13 protein-coding genes are annotated in these 17,428 nt (G+C 58.0%); all 13 read right to left on the bottom strand.

Annotated features, from left to right (window positions below):
• Window positions 1-39: 39 nt before the first annotated feature.
• Entirely contained in the window at window positions 40-3,276 is a 3,237-nt protein-coding gene (locus KDL09_RS07670) for a type I restriction endonuclease subunit R (RefSeq protein WP_294383431.1), read from the bottom strand.
• A 29-nt stretch (window positions 3,277-3,305) separates the two neighbouring features.
• Window positions 3,306-4,148 (bottom strand): nucleotidyl transferase AbiEii/AbiGii toxin family protein, encoded by an 843-nt coding sequence (locus KDL09_RS07665; protein WP_294383421.1) that lies wholly within the window; start codon window positions 4,146-4,148, stop codon window positions 3,306-3,308.
• Window positions 4,145-5,296, bottom strand: a complete 1,152-nt coding sequence (locus tag KDL09_RS07660) for a type IV toxin-antitoxin system AbiEi family antitoxin (RefSeq protein WP_294383418.1) — start codon at window positions 5,294-5,296, stop codon at window positions 4,145-4,147. The genes KDL09_RS07665 and KDL09_RS07660 overlap by 4 nt, the downstream gene beginning before the upstream one ends.
• A 65-nt stretch (window positions 5,297-5,361) precedes the next feature.
• Window positions 5,362-6,654, bottom strand: a complete 1,293-nt coding sequence (locus KDL09_RS07655; protein WP_294383415.1) for a restriction endonuclease subunit S — start codon at window positions 6,652-6,654, stop codon at window positions 5,362-5,364.
• A complete protein-coding gene (locus KDL09_RS07650) occupies window positions 6,651-8,720 on the bottom strand; it encodes a class I SAM-dependent DNA methyltransferase (RefSeq protein WP_294383412.1) in 2,070 nt (689 codons plus the stop codon). The genes KDL09_RS07655 and KDL09_RS07650 overlap by 4 nt, the downstream gene beginning before the upstream one ends.
• Window positions 8,721-8,821: 101 nt before the next feature.
• On the bottom strand, window positions 8,822-9,001 hold the full coding sequence (locus KDL09_RS07645) for a hypothetical protein (RefSeq protein WP_294383409.1): 180 nt from the start codon (window positions 8,999-9,001) through the stop codon (window positions 8,822-8,824).
• A 638-nt stretch (window positions 9,002-9,639) separates the two neighbouring features.
• On the bottom strand, window positions 9,640-10,134 hold the full coding sequence (locus KDL09_RS07640; protein ID WP_294383406.1) for a hypothetical protein: 495 nt from the start codon (window positions 10,132-10,134) through the stop codon (window positions 9,640-9,642).
• Between the two features lie 6 nt (window positions 10,135-10,140).
• A complete protein-coding gene (locus KDL09_RS07635) occupies window positions 10,141-10,413 on the bottom strand; it encodes a hypothetical protein (protein ID WP_294383404.1) in 273 nt (90 codons plus the stop codon).
• Between the two features lie 318 nt (window positions 10,414-10,731).
• Complete coding sequence (locus KDL09_RS07630) at window positions 10,732-12,141, bottom strand: HAMP domain-containing sensor histidine kinase (RefSeq protein WP_294383403.1); 1,410 nt, start codon at window positions 12,139-12,141, stop codon at window positions 10,732-10,734.
• Window positions 12,122-12,796 carry a response regulator transcription factor gene (locus KDL09_RS07625; RefSeq protein ID WP_294383401.1) on the bottom strand — a complete coding sequence of 225 codons (675 nt, stop codon included), beginning with the start codon at window positions 12,794-12,796 and terminating at the stop codon, window positions 12,122-12,124. The genes KDL09_RS07630 and KDL09_RS07625 overlap by 20 nt, the downstream gene beginning before the upstream one ends.
• Window positions 12,797-12,897: 101 nt before the next feature.
• Window positions 12,898-14,394: a DegQ family serine endoprotease gene (locus tag KDL09_RS07620; protein WP_294383398.1), complete on the bottom strand. Its 1,497-nt coding sequence runs from the start codon at window positions 14,392-14,394 to the stop codon at window positions 12,898-12,900.
• Between the two features lie 206 nt (window positions 14,395-14,600).
• A complete protein-coding gene (locus KDL09_RS07615) occupies window positions 14,601-16,034 on the bottom strand; it encodes a DUF1501 domain-containing protein (RefSeq protein ID WP_294383395.1) in 1,434 nt (477 codons plus the stop codon).
• A 37-nt stretch (window positions 16,035-16,071) separates the two neighbouring features.
• On the bottom strand, window positions 16,072-17,415 hold the full coding sequence (gene xseA / locus KDL09_RS07610; RefSeq protein ID WP_294383393.1) for an exodeoxyribonuclease VII large subunit: 1,344 nt from the start codon (window positions 17,413-17,415) through the stop codon (window positions 16,072-16,074).
• Window positions 17,416-17,428: the final 13 nt, after the last annotated feature.

The raw sequence follows: 17,428 nt of genomic DNA, 5'->3' as shown, positions 1-17,428 counted from the left end.
GACCTGTCCCCCATCGGCTTCCCGACGTCCATCTTTCGTTCACGCTGCCCACTTCACGCCTTGGGTCACATATTCCTGCACAAGACCCAGCACATCGCGACACTTCGCTTTGAAAAGTACCCGGTCATAGCTGTCTGGCAGATGGGTGTTGAGTACCTCCTCCACAGCTGACTCCACCTTGAGGGTCGATTGCGCGTTTTGGAAAGCTCCATGGACCAGCACCTTCGGCTCGCCGTCTTTGAGACGTTCCAAGAGAGCCTTGGCAGCCAGTTTGACCTTGGTTTCTTCCTCCTTGGTCATCTTGTCCTTCTTCAGCAGGTCGAAGATTTCGAGTTCTTCGTCGCTCAGCCCCTCGCGGACATGACGTTGTTCCTCGTCGCGGAGGTCCTTGGCATACTTCACCAGCTCCTCGAAGTATTTCTCGTTCGACGAGCCGCCCGCGTTGTAGTTGTTAATGATCTCCTGAAGACGCTGAGCGAAGTCTTTGCGCGTGGCGTTCTGTTTCAGCATCTGCTCCATCTTCTTGTCCAGGAAGGAACGCAGGTCTGCTATCTCGATGTTTTTATAGGTCGCCTCTTTGAAGTCCTTTTGCAGCTTCTCAAAGTCCACCTTGCTCAAATCCCAGACCTTTCCGCGCTGGATGATCTTGAAAGTCTCCTTGGCTTTTTGCTCCTCGGCAATCGCTTGGTGATCAGGGTCCACCACAACGCTGGCGTCCAGTAGCTCGCCAATTTTGCGACTGACCTCTTCCACATCGGCTTGCTGGATCAGTGCATCAATCACGCCGCGCAGGTATTGGAAGACAGCCACCTTGCGAACCACAGGTTTCCCGAGAATCTCCGGTTTGCAGGCTTCATAGAGGCCGGTGATTGTGTTCTCGTGCACCGCAAAGCCTTTGCGCCACTCATCCTTGCTCATCAGCAAATCGGCGAAACGCTCAAACTCGCCCACTTGCTTGAAAACATCCTTGCTCTCCAACAACCCATCGAGCAGCACGCCTTTGGTGCGACAGAACAGCAGCCCTTGTTGAATCGCATCCTCCAGCAGTTTGAAGAGCTGGTCTTTCTTCTGCACCGGCGGTTTCTCCCCCTGTTCGCCCTGCGCGTAGTCCTTGAGCGCCTTCTTCATGTTTCGGAAGACCCCATAGTAGTCGATGATCTCCCCGTTCTTTTTCTCCACGCCGTCGATCTTCCATGAGGTTACCCGATTGGCACGGGCGATGGTCTGCATCAGCGTGTGATCCTTCTGCGGTTTGTCGAGGTAGAGTGTGGACACCGTTGGAGCGTCGAAACCCGTCAGCCACATGGCGCAGACAAACACGAGCTGAAGCGGATGCTCCGGGTCTTTGAAGTTGAACTCGATGTCGTGGCCGTGCTCGTCCACCCGCTCCATGCGTTTGCGGTGACGGGTGATGTCCAGCTTCTCCTTGGCGAATTTCTCCTCCTCGCCGTTCTCCTGACTCACCACCACGGCCATGTCCACCCGCTTCATCCAGTCCAGCCTCCGTTTCAGCACGGCTCGTTCGGATACAGAGCGCAGTTTATCGGAGGCATCTCCGGTCAGCTTCTTGATCTCCTTCTTCCAGAGATCCTCCACCTTCTCGAACATCTTCACGGCTGTAAACTTGTCCACGCTGATGACCACACCTTTCCCCAAGTAGCCACGTTGCGGAAAATGCAGCACGATGTCCTCCGCGATCTTGTCGAGGCGGTCGTCACGTTTGATCACCTCCAGTTCACTTGAGAAACGGTCCTCCAGCTTGGCTTTCTGTGCTTCATCCAGCGTCGTGTCTTCCAGCAGATCGTAAAAATCGTCGCTCAAATCCTCATTCTGGATCTGCATCTCAGGCACGCGCTTCTGGTAAAAAAGCGGCACCGTGGCGCCATCGTCCATGCTCTGCTGGAAGTTGTATTCCGAAACGTATTCACCGAACCACTTGCTTGTCTTGCGGTCACGGCCCAGCAGCGGTGTTCCGGTGAAGGCTAGAAAGCTCGCGTGCTTCAATCCCGCCCGCATGTTCTCCGCCAAGTTCTTGTATTGGGTCCGGTGCGCCTCGTCCACAATGACGATCACATCATGGCGATCCGTCAACAGCGGATACTCCTGACCCTGCTCATAACGGAACTTTTGAATCAGCGTGAAGACCATGCGTTTCTGCTGTCCCAGGAACTTCCGCATCTCTTCGCTGTCTTTGGGGCGGGCCGCATCTGCTTTGGAGACCGTTCCCGTGTCCAGAAAGTTGCCGTAAATCTGGCCGTCCAAGTCCTCGCGATCCGTCACAATGACAAAGGTGAAGTTACCTACCGCCTGACGGAAGACCTTCCGCGCATAAAAGATCATCGAGAAGCTCTTGCCGCTGCCCTGTGTATGCCAGAAGACACCCAGCCTGCCTTCCAGCTCCTCACGCTTCAGGAAATTCTCATAGGCCCGGCTCACCCCGATGAACTGATGGTTCTGTGCAATGATCTTCTGCTTCTCGCGATAGTAGAGGATGAAGTTTTCGCAGTAATCCAGCAGCCGTTCAGGTTTCAGCAGGCCATTAATGACACGCTCAAGGCTGGTGCCCTTCTCGCGAATCTCGTCCCGGTCGATCTTCTCTTTTTCATCATCCACGCGCAGCCATTGGAAGAAGTGCTCCCATTCCGCGCTCAGACTGCCCACTCGTGTCTCGATGGCGTTGGAAAGCACGCAAAAAGCGTTTGTCAGGAAGAGCTGCGGAATTTCCTCGCGGTAATTGGTCAGGTTGTCGTCGTAAGCCGTCTTGAGTTTCACGTTGCTGTTCTTCAGCTCGATGAACACCAGCGGCAGACCGTTCACATAGACCAACACATCTGGACGCCGATAGCCCTTCTTACCGCTGATCCAGAGCTGGGACACTGCCAGCCAGTCGTTATTCTCACGGCTTTTGAAGTCGATCAGCCTCACTGGATCATCGTGCCGCTCGCCGTTTGCATCTTCCCATGTCGCCGGGATTCCATCGCGGATCAGGCCGTCCAGATCGCGATTCGCAGCGATCAGTGACATAGCCAGCCGTCGGTCCGTTAGCGTCTCCAGCGCACGTTCGATTACTTCGACAGGGGTGTCCGGATTCAATCTCGCCGCCGCTTCACGCACACGGTCAAGCAGGATGACGTCCCGCTTGTCCGTGCGGTTGGATCCGTCGTTCAGCGCCGCAGCATCCTCGGTGTGGCAGTTCAGCACCTCGAACCCATGCTCAAACTGCAGCTTCTGAAGAAGCGCCTGTTCGATCTGGTCTTCGGAGAGGAAATTCGGCATTGAGACGAAGTTGAGGTCACTGTGGCGACTTATTTCTTGGCGAGCAAGCCAAGAAGGCTTTGAACCAGTTCAAAGGCCCTGCGGGCTTGCATGTCTCGCTCCTCTTGGTTGTCCGAGTCGTGAAACTCCACCAACTGCTGCGGTCCAAAAGCATCCACGGCTGGGAATTTCTCATCAAGTATCGCGATGGCTTTTGCCACGTCCTTGTTGGCGAGGCGTTTGTTCCAGTCCGCCGCGAGTGTTTCGATCCCTCCGGGATATTCTGTCAGAGCGTAGCACAGATCATAGACATCCTTCGGTTTGTCCCGTCCACCGATAGCGTGCGCCTTCATCAGAACGAAGTCAGCTAGCGAGACTACTCGCATATGTACCGTATTCTTGGCACCCTGCACATTCTGTCCGGGAATCGTGATGTCCTCCGGCGCATTGAAGGCCACGTTGCACCCCTCAGCTTTCAACACCCGGAAGCCTTCCAGCAGTTTCGGCTTGTTCTTTTTCATTTTCACATCTTGAGCAGCGAGGAAATCCACCTCGACAATCACAGGCTTTTCGCCGTCCTTCAAATCCACCTCCACCACGAGTTGGAAGTCTTTCTCTCCCTTTTGGTAGCGTTTCGTGTCCAGTAGCAGCTTGATCAATTGAGCGTACTGCCCCTCGCCGAGCTTCGCCGCGTCCAGTGCGAGATCCACGTCGATGCTGCCAATGTGCGGCTCAGCAGCATCCGGGAGCAGCAGGTCTGGCGTCCAGCCGCCCACGATCACGAGGCTGTCTTTGAACGACGCCAGGACCTGCCCCAGGTCCACCAGGACGCGGTGCGCGGCTTGAATCTGCCGCTCACTGTAGTCTTCTCGTTGTCGTGGTTCGGGTTTCATATTTTCAGGCCTGCGGCTTTCCAGATGGGAATAAGACGTTGGTTGAGCAAAGCTTCCGCGGCTTCCTGCCCCCGACCGCTACTGTGCCAAAGGTCCACATAGGTTTGCACCAGATTCGTACAGCGCAGGTGATGCTCATTGGAGTTTCCGCCGTCAGGATGAAAGAAGACACCATCGTCCGCCGGCACGAGCACGACCAAGTTCTCGCCGGAGTCCACCGGCTTTGCCTTCACTGTCTCGGCGAACCGCTCCAGCTCATGACTCGCCACGTAAAGCCAAGTCTTCGGTTGCCGCACATGCGGTGCTTGGAAATCTGCCGCGGAGAAAGACGCATACGCCGCAAAGCCTCCTGTAAAGGCGTCCAGCGATGCCAGTGCATCACGGAGCTGTCGTCCTTGCAGCAGGGTGAAGTATCCGCGCCGTTGATGCTGATCGAAGCGATAGGCATCGCGCCACGCGAAAAGGAGTTTCAGCGGGTCGGCCAACCGGAAGCCACGATCCTCCAGCGGCTCGATGAAAGCTTCATCAAGAAGATGGCGCACTACCTTGTTCACCAATCCCACGCTAACCTTTGGACTGCCATGCAGCTCAATTTGCTGTCTGATTAAGTGCTGTGTCCACCGATGCCCTGCATAAAACGGCGTCAGCAGTGCGCGGATCACACGCCCGGCTTCGCGGGTGCTCAGGTTGGCTCCCGGTTTCTGGGGCCGGCGGACGGGGGCATTTCCTATCCGTTCCAGATGGATCACACCGGGCACGGTAATGCGGCAGTTCCCCGCCAGATCATACCAGGCCCAGCCATGCGTTTCGCAGATTTCCCTCATGCGGGGAGACAGGTTCGGTGCAGCAAAGACCCGCCTGCGTATGAGCTTGGTCTTCTGCTGTTCAAATTCACGCTCCATGGACACGTAGGGGAACTGGGCCGGACGCGGCTCGGCCCGGCAGTCAATCCATAGCTCGACCGTCGGCCCTCCGGGCACCTTGAACTCCACCAGCCAGTCGAATGCCCGATGGAACGGTGCCGGGTTGTGATGCGCTTTCACTCCCTCCAGCCAGGAGATGCCCCGCAGCAGCCGCTGAATTTGCTCCCCCAGCGCTTTTTCCAAGGCACTCGCAGAGCGCAAACCTTTGTTCACGATTTTGTCCATGTTCACGTTGTCGTGAACATCACCTATTTCGTGAACATTGGCAAATTCTATCTACGCCACCCCAACTACGGCTCTGCCATCCCCGGCGGGAACTGGATGTCCATCGCCTCCACCCGCAGCTTCCCGGAGATCAGGCGCGGCAGCAGCAGGTCGCGGGTTTGGCGGAGGGAGTCGTTCTCAAGACGAAGAAGCTCTGATTGCTTGAAAATGGGGGAAACAATCTCTTCAAAGCGCTCGCTGAGTTTTTGCGGCGGCATCAACATGGAAAGTCTGCCGATGATGGATGGTGATAATTCAGTCTGATTGGTTGAACCTTGCCCCATGATACTGAGATGCGGTTCCCATCCTCGTAGCGTCATTCCAAAGTAGTGCACGGGCACCTCATCCTTCGGACGAACGATCGTGACATGTGAATCAACGATGGCTCGGTTGATGGGAGACAGGACTTGAGCAACGCGTCCCAGCGTGCCTTCACCGGTGGAGTTCACGAGCACGTCACCGACTCGAACATATCTGTCTTCTGAAGCATCCCGTGACTGTTTTCGCGCCTCCTTCAAGTTCAATTTGCCACCGCGAATGCACTTCTGATTGATCGCTAATCCATCACCATTGTCGTCATAAACGGGAGCCACTCCGCGGCGAAGATAACTCGTGTAACACGATACCGAACCTCGCTCCCACCCCTCCGGCACGCCCTTCACGAGCTTCACCTTCGCATGGCCGGGGAAGCGGAGGCGCACGAACCATTCGCGGTAGAGTTCCTCCGCCATTGTCTCCAGCGCCGCGATCCGCCGCTGGTTAACCTCGATCAGGTCATCGTAAGCCGTCAGGATCGCGGCGATCTTCTTTTGGACGGGCTCCTTGGGGATCGTTAGAACCGTCTTCTTCTTGAACGCCGTGTATTGGAACCTCGAAACGCCTGTGTGCTGGATGTTAAACACACCCATGTAACCAGCCCGATAGAGCGTCTGGAGCAGGTAGTAGATGAACGACGAATGATATTCCGGCTTCAGTCGGAGATGGCGACAGAAGCTCGCGCACAAAACGGGATGCTCCTTGCGCGATTCAAAGAAGGCGTGGCTAACCAAAGCGCTCCTGCCAGTCGATTGCTTGGCTGTGCCACCAGCCATCTCAAAAACAACATCGCCAGGCTGAAGCCGCTTTCGTTCCATCAGGTGATCTGGAATCCACCGAAGCGGTAGTTCCGTCGATGGATCATTGATACCTGCAAAGTCAGTACCACGAATCATCCAGCAGGCGGTGTGCGATCCTGCCTCTTCGCCAATGCCCCACTCGCCATCCTTGCTGTCCGCGAGAATGTCTTCGAATGGAACTTGATCCCAGTCATACTTGCTCATGCGGTGAGTGCTTTGACGTTCGCTTCGATCACACGCTGTAGGTCCGCCGCTTTGGAGGCTAGCGACGAGAGTTCGGAATCGAGTGCAACGAGACCTTCTGTGAACTCCTCCTCCGTTTTCCCATCCTCCTCGATGACGACGCCGACGTAGCGGCCGGGGTTGAGCGACCAGTCCTGCTCCGCCACCTCGGCGGGCGTGGCGAGCTTGCACAGGCCGGTGACATCTTCGTATTCCGCCTTCGGGAACCGCTCCTGGAGCCAAGCGATGTGCTGGAAGAAGCTCTCGGCTTCCTTCACCTCAACGTGCAGGGCTTCGAGGGCGGTTTTGAGCGCCTTGGTCTTCTTGTCCGTGCTGCCACGCTTGCCCTCGGCCTTGGCGGCATCCGCCTGGGCCTTTTCATGCTGACGGACGATCTTGTCCAGATGCCGCAGGCCGTCATGCAGGGCGGTGAAGAAGGGATCGAAGGCTTCACGGAGCCGGTGCTGGGCCTTGTTCTCCAGGTCCACATTCGCGGAGGCGGCGTGGCGTTCCTGATGCTCGTCGTAGCGTTTCCGCAGCTTCTCCAGCCCGGCCCATTGCTTGACCAAGTCCTTCACCGCGGCCTTGCCATCGGCATCGTCGAGCACTTCGAGCAACTGCGCGGAGACGGGCTGCACCTGGGCAGCGTTTTCGATGAGACGCTCCATGCCCTGGGTGAAGTAGCGGTCGATGAGCTGGGTGAACTCCGCCCGCTGGCCTTTATGCAAGCGGTTGATGATGGCGATGTTTTGCACCTGCTCTTCCGAGAACTCCCGATGCACGCGGTCGATGGGCGTGAAGATGTTCCGGGCGTCGATGAAGAGGATTTTGTCATCTGTCTTGCCCTTGTCGAAGAACCACAGCGTGGCCGGCAGGGTGACAGTGTAGAACATGTTCGAGGGCAGCGTGAGCATGCCGTAGATGAGATTCTTCTCGATGAGCTTGCGCCGGATGTCGGCCTCCGAGTGGCGGGCGTCGGAGGCGGAATTTGCCATGACCAGCGCGGCGCGGCCTTCGTCCTTCAGGCTGGTGGCGAAGAGGCTGATCCACAGGTAGTTCGCATTCGGCACGGTCTCCTTGCCCGCATTCTCCTTCTTGACCTTGCTCTTGTTGCGCGGCAGGCCGTAGGTGTTGAAGCGCGGGTCTTTCTCGACGGTTTTGATGGGCACCTCGTCCACGTTGAAGGGCGGATTGGCGAGGATGTAGTCAAACTGGCCGAAGCTATTGAAGGGATCGTCAGAGTAAGCATTGGCCTCCTTGATCTCACCACGCAGACCGTTCACAGCCAGATTCATCTTGGCAAGGTTCACCGTCTGCCGTGTCTTCTCCTGCCCGCAAACGAACACATCCGCCTGTCCGCCTTTGAGGCTCTGCCTATGCTCCTCGATGAAGTGAGCCGACTGCACAAACATGCCGCCGGAACCGCAGGCCGGATCAAACACGCGTCCGCCATGCGGCTCGATCATCTCTACCATGAGCCGCACCACCGTGCGCGGCGTGAAGAACTCGCCGCCCTTCTGCCCCTCGCTGCTGGCGAATTTGCCAAGAAAGTACTCATAAATCTGGCCGAACAGATCCCGCCCGGCGGTGACATCAATGTTGGCAAAGCTGCGGAGGAGCTGGTTGGGAATCTGTTTCGCTTCCTCCGTACGGTTGAACACGGCGTAGTCATTGGCTGGCAGCACGCCTTCCAGCTCCGGCTTGTGCTTTTCGATGAGCTTCATCGCCTCCTTGATCGCCTTCGCCACGTCCGCCGATCCCGGCAGGTTGAGCAGGTAGTCGTAGCGGGCTTTCTCCGGCAGGTAAAAACCGCATTTTTCCACTGCGATGTCCTCAATGGAACGTTCGACGCGTGTGCCTTTCTTCTTCTCAAACTCGGCCAGAACCTCCGCCTCATGGCGGCGGTAGTTGTTGTCCGCAAAGCGCAGGAAGATGATGCCCAGCACGGGAGAGGAGTACTCGCTGGGTTTGAGGCCAGACAACGCCCATAACCTTTCCGCCGTGAGCCACAGGTCTTTTTCGAGCTGTTTGAACTGTTCTTTCGTCATGAATGCGACCGATCAAAGCGAGGGATGGACGCCGAGGCAAGGAATTGCACTCAATGAACTTTGCCAGCCGTTCGTCTCGCGTCCTCCGCGAACCTCACGCATCACCCCTCCTGAGCCTTGATCACAAGGCGCAGCACATCGAGCAGACTGTCCATGTCGCGATCCTTTTTGAATTCCTTGAGCGCAAGGTTAAGCGCGAATTCAGCTCTTTGAGGATCACGCAGACGTTCCAACCAAACCTCATCGTGCGGGATGGCACTACTTTTTTGAACGGCATTCATTGAATGGTAAGTTTAAGGTGTTGGCTTGTTTTACTTTAAAAGTGATGCCCCTTCAATGCTCGGGTGGGGGAAAGCCTTCCCCTCGCAGCTACTTCGTGCGCTGCTACCCCTTCCAACGGGGACACCCCGTAACGCCCCGTGCTCCGCTCTCCCCCCGCGAGCAAGCCCACCTGATGGCTGTCGCTCCCGGCGATGATTGCGCCCTCCTTGCCTCCTGCATCATTCGCCCCGCTCTTGCCATTCAGGCCAGCTTGCTCCCCTGCCACCACTCAATAGTGCAGCACCAAAGGCAGCCTGCATGGCTCTCCCGTTCCGTGCGCTCCATGCAATCAGCCTTCCGTGCTGGCATCCACGATGATCGCCCGGAGGGCGCAACTCGTAGGCGCTGGTGAAAGCGACGCCCTCATCATCACCCCCTAACGCTTCGCTGTAATTAGGGGGCGTTGCTGATGGCTCTCTTTCGGGTCAAAAGAGCGTTGTCTGGTGTTTGTTCCCCCGGAGATCCAGACATCCGGGCATAGTGAGTCTTCAAGCGACCTGCGGAGGGGTGCGGCGCGGCGCGCTCCGCGCGCCATCGCCGTCCCCTCCGCAGGAACCCGCTTTGACTTTCACACGCCCAGGATTTTGGGTTCCGTGTGCTAAACGTCTCTCTCCCGCATGGAACGCCGCTGGATCACTTTCTCAGCAGCGTTCGAGAGCATGAGTTGGCAGTGACCTCCCCCAAACTTGGCGCTCTCGTAGAGGTCGCCAGCGTCGGCACCATCGCCGAGGCATTTGAGGAGATAACCCGCACCGTTTAGTCGCGGGTCGAACCGGTGGACACGCGCCATGCCTCCTCCAACCTGTTCCCAGGTCGCCATTTGTTGGAAGCATGTCGAAATCGTGACCGCCTGCCGGGGAAGTCCTGCCAGAAGGTAGTGAAAATGTCTCCGTCCGGTGGCCTCGCCGCTTTCGAGACGCAGGCACCAGAGGAGATGAGGGAAGAAAACCCGGAACTGCTTCGCTACTTTTCGCATCATGGCGAAGTAGACGGACAATCGAACTCGTTCGGGAAGACGTTCACTCTTAAACGTGAGCGTTCCAAAGAACTGCCAGTCGATCAGGCGCAGCTTATGAATGTCCGGGCTTTCCATGGCGCATTAGGCGGCGATGACTTTCATGATCGCACCACGCGCACGGAGACGGCCGCCAAAGGCCGGTTCCATATTGGTGATCGCCAGCTCGATCTTTTTGCCCTGGACCTTGCCGGAATGCTTCTCGGCCTCCTCTTCGCTCATCGTGTAATCGAAGGTGTTTAGGAACGGTTTCTCAGGATCGAGGTCCAGCAGTGACAGCACCTTGTTGGTGACTTTGCCGCGTTTGCCGGTGAACGAATCGAGCCGTTCGCTGATGACTTGTACGTTTGCACGCATACTATTTTTGTTTTGTGTTTTGTGAATCCGGCCCCTGTGTGAAATGCGACGGCGCAGAGCCGGAGACACCGCCGCAAATTTTTAGCGGTCGGTTTTCATGCGCCGTTTGTTTGCGACCTCACCAAGGCCATCACCCCAGCACGGACAGGCGCGGACAATTGCGGCCAGGACTGGACAATCAGAGCTAAATCTGCATTATCCGATGTATAAAAAGCGTCGCGTGTCCGCTGTTGTGTCCTGACATCCTCAGTTCCTTGAAGAACCAGATTTCCTTTTTGGTTCGAACCCTGTACCGCGCACCATCTTCGACTCGAAGATTTAAGTCCCCATCGGAATCTGTGGAATCGTGATGGTGAATTCCGCGCCCTGACCTGCTTTACTCGTCACCGTCACACTGCCTTGGTGGGCTTCGACGATCGCTTTGACCAGACTCAGGCCCAGGCCCAGGCCCCGCTGGGTGCGGCTTTTGTCGCCACGATAGAGACGCTCCCAAATACGCGGCTGGTCGGCGGCGGGAATTCCCATGCCGGTGTCGCGGACACAAACAATGACGGTGTTCGATTCCGAACTGCAAGAAAGCAGAACCCGTCCGCCATTGGGAGTGTACTTGAGTGCGTTGTCGAGCAGGTTGGCGAAGGCCTGCCTCAGACGGGTGGGATCCACTGAGGCTTTGCATTCTCCCGTGAAGGAAGTCGTGATGGTGATGTGCTTCTCCTCGCTGATGAGTTCGTAGAGTTCGGTCACTTCGTTGAGCAAGGCAGGGATGGAGGTCAGCTCGCGATTGAGTTTCATCATGCCAGCTTCAGCCTCGCTGATGTCCATGAGCGCCTTGAGCATGGTGAGCACCCGATCGGATTCTTCGACGCAGTCGGCAAGCGCCTCCCGAGCGACGGGATCAGGGGTTGTCTGCACGGCGCTCTCTGCGGTGCCGCGAAGGCGGGTAAGCGGCGTGCGCAGATCATGGGCGACGTTGTCGAGCGCATGACGCATGCCCTGAATGAGCGACTGGTTCTTGTCGAGCAGGCGGTTGAACTCGGTGGCGAGCTCCTCCAACTCGGCCTGGCTGGCGCGGGCGGTGACACGTGCGGAAAAGTCGCCGGTGTCCGAGATGGTTCGGGCAGTGGCCACGACTTCACGAACGGGTTTGGTGGCACGATGGGCAAAGTAGGCGCCGCCCAAAACGGCCAGCAGCAGCGTCGGTGTCATCACCAGCAGGAAGTTCAAGCGAAAGGGCTGAAGCACAGTTTCCCGGCTGTTCGTGCTGCGTCCTACCTGCAGGATGGATCCGTCGGACAAGCGCGCTGTGGCGACGGTGAGATCGCGTTCGTCATCTTTGGGAATGCGCAGCCAGTTGGGGCGGTTCGAATCGTTTTGCAACTGAAGAGTGCTGGTGTCCACCTTCAGCCACTCGTTGGGCACATTGACAAACAGCACGCTGCCGAGATTGCCGGTCACACGAACGAAAAAGGATTTCGATTTGTCCGCGTCGGTGCTGTTGCGCTCCACCAGATTTCGCAGCGCGGGCAGGCCGCCATTGGCATACACAGCGGCACATTCCTTCAAACGTGCTTCGATCACTTCGCGATCTTTTCGCTCCAAAGCGGAAGCAAGCAGGACATAAAGAAGGCCAAAGAGTACAACCGCGCTCAGCGTGAAGATCGACGCGTATCCCAACGTGAGCTTCAGAGCGAAGCTGCGCCCCCAAGTCTTAAACGGGTTTGAGGACATAGCCGACGCCGCGGATGGTGTGAATGAGTTTCACGTCGAAGTCCTTGTCCACCTTCGCCCGGAGGCGATGCACGAGGACGTCCACGACATTGGTCTGAGGATCGAAGCTGTAATCCCACACATGCTCCAAGATCATCGTCTTGGTAACGACACGGCCCGGATGGCGCATGAGCAGCTCCAACAGGGCGAATTCGCGAGTTTGCAGCTCGATCTTGCGCCCTTCCCGCGTCATTTCACGCGAGAGCAGATCGAGTGTGATGCCAGTCGCCGTGAGCGTCGTTGGTTCGACCACATGGGTGGCGCGGCGGATCAGCGCATGCACGCGGGCGAGCAGTTCGGAGAACGCAAAGGGCTTGGTCAGGTAGTCATCTCCACCAGCTTGCAGCCCCTTCACGCGATCATCCACGGTCGCCTTGGCGCTGAGAATGAGGACTGGCGTGTGAATCTTCTCACGGCGCAACTGCTTCAGCAGTGAAATCCCGTCGAGTTTCGGCAGCATCAAATCGAGGACGATGCAGTCGTAGGTCACGGTGCAGGCTAGATCGAGGCCGTGCTCGCCATCGGAAGCTGAGTCGACACCGAAGCCGTTCTGCTTCAGCCCGTTCACAATGAACGAGGCGATCTTGCTGTCATCTTCGATCACTAAAATGCGCATGGAGGTGGGAAACACGAATGGCCGCGGAACGCAGCCTTGTCCAAACAAAGGCCCGCCCTGCCGTTTTGGCAACGACAGGGCGGGCGTGGAAACGAGCGGGATCAGCCCGCCTTGCTTTCATCGACCACGACGAAGCGGCTGCCACCGTGGCTCCAAATCTTCACCAGCGAGACCTTGTTCGCGGGTTTTTCGCACACGGCCGTGGCCTGTTCGGCGTTTTTGATCGGCTGATGGTTGATCTCGGTGATAACATCGCCTTCGCGAAGACCGGCTTCATAGGCGGCTGAATCTTCCTCCACCTGGGTCACCACCGCGCCCTTGATCTGCGAGGGTACTTTGAGCTGCTCGCGAGTGGCCTGGTCGAGATCTGACACGCCCACGCCGTGAAGGGCGTCGTCCGCCTTGTTCGCAGCTGGCATGTTTTCGGCCAGTTTTTCGCCGGGCAGTTCTTTGACAGTGACGCTCAGGTTCATGCTCTTGCCATCGCGTAGCACCGTCATCGGGACGGCAGCGCCGGGCACCGTGATGCCAACCTGCAGCTTCAAATGACGGCTGTCTGTGACAGGCTTGCCATTGAACTCGGTGATCACATCACCGCTCTTTACCCCGGCCTTTTCCGCCGGGCTGTCAGGAGTCACACCGGCCACAAGGGCACCATGGGCGTCGTTTGCTTTGAACTGCTTGGCCAGTTGCGGGGTGAGGTCCTGGATGTTTACACCGAGGAAGCCACGCTCCACGCGTCCATTATTTACGAGGCTTTCCATCACCCAGCGGGCAAGGTTTGTCGGCACCGCGAAACCGATGCCCTGGTTGCCACCGCTGTGGCTCAAGATGGCCGTGTTCATGCCGATCAGACGGCCCTGAACATCGACCAGCGCACCACCGGAGTTGCCCGGATTGATGGCTGCGTCGGTCTGGATGAAGTCCTCATAGTCGAGTCCCAGTGTGGCGCGGCCCTTGGCGCTGACGATGCCAGTGGTCACGGTCTGGCCGATGCCAAACGGATGCCCCACGGCGAGAACCATGTCGCCAACCTCGATTTTGTCGCTGTCGGCAAAGGTAATCGCGGGCAGATCCTTCGCGTCGATTTTGATCACCGCGACATCGGTTTTCGGGTCACGACCGATGACCTTGCCGTCGAATTCGCGGCCGTCGATCATGCTGACTTTGATCTCACTGGCGTTGTCCACCACGTGATTGTTGGTCAGGATGTAGCCGTCCTTTGTCACAATAACGCCGGAGCCCACGCCTTCCTGACGCGGCATGCGGCGCTGTTGCCACTCATTGGGCATCTGGAAGCCTGGGCCAAAGAACCGCCGGAGATTTGGCATGTTGGGCATCTCCATGCGGCTGATTTTGGCTTCACTCGAAACAGCGACTTTCACGACGCTGGGAGAGACGGACTTGATGATGGGAGAGAAACTGGGGAAACCCGCGGCCGCAGCAGAGACCGGAGTGTCACTGACCTGAATGTGCAGCGGATCCGCCTTGGAATCCTTGGCGGAGGTGTAGGCCGCCAGCGAGACGGCCATGAGGCAGACGCCACCAAAGATGGCCGTGCGCCTCCAGAAGGTTTTTTTGGATGATGAAGTTTTCATGGTCTTGTTGTTTTGGGTTCAGTTGAAGCCTGCGTGGAATGATTTCCACGGAACACAGACCATCCGAGCATGGCCGCAGTCTTGCTGGCGCATTACAAGCCTGTAAGGTTGGAACGAGTGTTCGTGAGATGCCCCCCCCTCCCACCGCCTCAACCCAACCGGAACTGGGGGGGGCAAATCGACTTGCCAGTGAGTCCCGAACCGCCTCAGGCCAGAACTTCGCTCACCACCCGGGCCTGCGGATTGTCCACAAGCACTTGTTCGGTGCCGTTGCGTTTGTAGCTGAGCTTCTTGGCATCGAGGCCAAAGAGATGCAGCAGCGTGGCGTGGTAGTCGAAGTGATTGACCACATCCTTCACGGCATGGTGACCGAAGTCGTCGGTCGCTCCGTGCACGTGACCGGCTTTGAAGCCGCCACCGGCCACCCACATGCTGAAGCCGTAGGTGTTGTGATCGCGACCGACAGTGCTGCGGTCCTTGGAACCTGAGCGATTCTGAATGACGGGCAGACGGCCCATCTCACCGCCCCAATGCACAATCGTGGTGTCAAGCAGACCGCGTTGCTTCAAGTCAATGACAAGAGCGGCGGCTCCTTGATCGACATAGGTGCATGCGGCAGGAAGCGCGGTGCGGATGTTTTGATGATTGTCCCAGGTCTGATTGCCTGTGAAAAGCGACACGCAGCGCACCCCACGCTCAACGAGTCGGCGGGCAATGAGACAGCGCGTGCCAAATTCGGCGGCGGCCGGATTGTCCAAGCCGTAGAGCTTCTTGGTGGCAGCGCTCTCCTGATCGATGTCGAGCGCCTCCTTCGCGGCGGTCTGCATGCGGGCGGCGAGTTCAAAACTTTGAATGCGTGCCTCGAGATCGGCTTCGCCTGGACGGGCTTCAAGATGCTCCTTGTTCAAACGCTGAACGAAATTGAGATAGCGGGCCTGTGCGTCGCCTTTGAGGCTGAGCGGCGCATCCAGGTTCGGAATACGGGGTTCCTTGGGGCGGATAACCGTGCCTTGATACAGCGAGGGCAGCCAGCCGTTGCTCCAGTTGTCCACACCGAGCACCGGCAGTCCGCGTGGGTCCGTGAGCGCGACGTAGGCGGGCAGATCCTGATTCTCCGAGCCAAGACCATAAGTGAGCCAGCTTCCCAACGTAGGACGTCCACCTGTGACCTGACCATTGAGCAAAGCGTAGATCGACTGGCCGTGGTTGTTCACGCCCGTGTGCATGGAACGGATAAGCGTAACGTCATCGACGATTCCGGCGAAGTGCGGCAGCAGTTCGCTGACTTCCGTTCCGCATTGCCCGTGTTTCTTAAACTGCCAAGGACTGCCCAGACACTCACGGCTGGCACCGGCGGCGTCATCGTACTTCACCTCTCCTGGGAAATCCTTGCCATCGTAGCGGGTGAGTTCGGGCTTCGGATCGAACAGGTCCATGTGGCTTGGCCCGCCCTGCATGAACATGGAGATCATCGCCTTGGCCTGACCAAAGCCGTGGGGAGCCTTCGGTTTGAGATCAAAGTGCCGGGGTCCTGACTGCTCCGGATTGGCGAGAAGATTCTGCTCCTTCAGCAACGTGGCCAAAGCGATGCCACCAATGCCGTAGGCGGAGCGATGGAGTATGGAGCGGCGTGAAAGCATGTCCTCAACTACGGTCCCAGCACCCCGATTCTTCCCGTTAAGCCTTCGCAACGCTTCGCACGGAGCCCTGCGCCAGGCGGGTGATCAATTCGTCCCCTTCCTTCACTTCGTCTGCATCTTTGAGCACACGTCCGTCCGCGTTCGTAGTGAACGAAAAGCCACGGGCGAGCACGGCCCCGGGACCGATGTGCTTGAGCAATTCGCCGCGTGAGTTCAATCGATCGGAGAGTCGGTCAAGCCGGTGAATCAGTCCCTGCTGGAGCCGATGAGCGCACGTTTCGGTCCGATGCACGGCCTCACTGAGCTGAACCCGTGGATGATGAGCGGCAAGCACCTGCTGCTTCCGCATGAGGTCGTCCGTCCACGACTGCAACTGCTCGCGCAAAGATTCGCGCAAATGAGCTTCGTGTTCATCGATGTTCTGCTCCGCCTGTTGCAGCAGACGCTCTGGCGCATGTCGCAGCGGCCCCTTGGAGGTGAGTTCGATGACATGCTGATGATGCTCCAGCAGCGTGCCGACGCGCGCCTTCAGCGTTCGGGCAATGCTGTCGAAGTGCCGCTGCAGCTCGGCACTGTCGGGTGCGAGGAGTTCCGCGGCAGCACTGGGCGTGGGTGCGCGAAGATCGGCGACAAAATCCGCGATGGTGAAATCGATTTCATGACCGACGGCGGAGATGACCGGAATCGGGCAGGCGGCAATGGCACGGGCGAGAACTTCTTCATTGAAGCACCACAGATCCTCCAAACTGCCGCCGCCGCGTCCTACGACAATCGTGTCCGGCGCCGGAAGACCGTGTGCCTCGGCATCACCGAGCACCTCCAGCGCATGCACGATTTCCCGTTCCGCCCCCTGCCCTTGCACGCGCACGGGAAACACGAGCACACGCACCCAGGGAGCACGCCTTGTGAGGATGTTCAGCATGTCCTGGATCGCCGCGCCGGTGGGTGACGTCACCAATGCAACGACGCATGGAAAACGCGGAATGGGACGTTTGTTGGCCTCATCAAAGAGCCCTTCGTCATACAGCTTTCTTTTCAGCGCCTCGAACCGCTCCTGCAGCGAGCCTTTGCCCTTTGCCTGCACTTGCTTGACGACCATCTGATACTGACCGCGCGGCTCATACACGCTGATCTCGCCATGCACCTGCATGAGAGCACCGTCCTGAACACGCGCCGAGTTGCGGGCGGCGGCTCCGCGGAACATCACACAGGAAAGCTGCGCCCCGGCATCCTTGAGCGTGAAATACTGATGCCCTGAGGATTGCAGGCGATGATTGCTGATCTCGCCCTCGACCCACACGCTGCCGATATGCCCTTCCAGCACCTCGCGGATCTCGCGGGTCAGTTGGGTGACGGACAGGACGTCGGGATCGTCGGACATGCCGTGGTCCTTT

This window comes from Prosthecobacter sp. (assembly GCF_020439865.1).
GTDB lineage: Bacteria > Verrucomicrobiota > Verrucomicrobiia > Verrucomicrobiales > Verrucomicrobiaceae > Prosthecobacter.
The sequence above is the reverse complement of the archived record's forward strand: the minus strand, read 5'-3'. Positions and strand labels throughout refer to the sequence as shown.

Excerpts from the sequence above, each read along its gene's own strand:
- KDL09_RS07625 (WP_294383401.1), bottom strand. The coding sequence starts at position 12,796 with ATGCGCATTTTAGTGATCGAAGATGACAGCAAGATCGCCTCGTTCATT.
- KDL09_RS07620 (WP_294383398.1), bottom strand. The coding sequence starts at position 14,394 with ATGAAAACTTCATCATCCAAAAAAACCTTCTGGAGGCGCACGGCCATC.
- KDL09_RS07650 (WP_294383412.1), bottom strand. The coding sequence starts at position 8,720 with ATGACGAAAGAACAGTTCAAACAGCTCGAAAAAGACCTGTGGCTCACG.
- xseA (WP_294383393.1), bottom strand. The coding sequence starts at position 17,415 with ATGTCCGACGATCCCGACGTCCTGTCCGTCACCCAACTGACCCGCGAG.
- KDL09_RS07645 (WP_294383409.1), bottom strand. The coding sequence starts at position 9,001 with ATGAATGCCGTTCAAAAAAGTAGTGCCATCCCGCACGATGAGGTTTGG.
- KDL09_RS07635 (WP_294383404.1), bottom strand. The coding sequence starts at position 10,413 with ATGCGTGCAAACGTACAAGTCATCAGCGAACGGCTCGATTCGTTCACC.
- KDL09_RS07670 (WP_294383431.1), bottom strand. The coding sequence starts at position 3,276 with ATGCCGAATTTCCTCTCCGAAGACCAGATCGAACAGGCGCTTCTTCAG.
- KDL09_RS07615 (WP_294383395.1), bottom strand. The coding sequence starts at position 16,034 with ATGCTTTCACGCCGCTCCATACTCCATCGCTCCGCCTACGGCATTGGT.
- KDL09_RS07655 (WP_294383415.1), bottom strand. The coding sequence starts at position 6,654 with ATGAGCAAGTATGACTGGGATCAAGTTCCATTCGAAGACATTCTCGCG.
- KDL09_RS07665 (WP_294383421.1), bottom strand. The coding sequence starts at position 4,148 with ATGAAACCCGAACCACGACAACGAGAAGACTACAGTGAGCGGCAGATT.
- KDL09_RS07630 (WP_294383403.1), bottom strand. The coding sequence starts at position 12,141 with ATGTCCTCAAACCCGTTTAAGACTTGGGGGCGCAGCTTCGCTCTGAAG.
- KDL09_RS07640 (WP_294383406.1), bottom strand. The coding sequence starts at position 10,134 with ATGGAAAGCCCGGACATTCATAAGCTGCGCCTGATCGACTGGCAGTTC.
- KDL09_RS07660 (WP_294383418.1), bottom strand. The coding sequence starts at position 5,296 with ATGGACAAAATCGTGAACAAAGGTTTGCGCTCTGCGAGTGCCTTGGAA.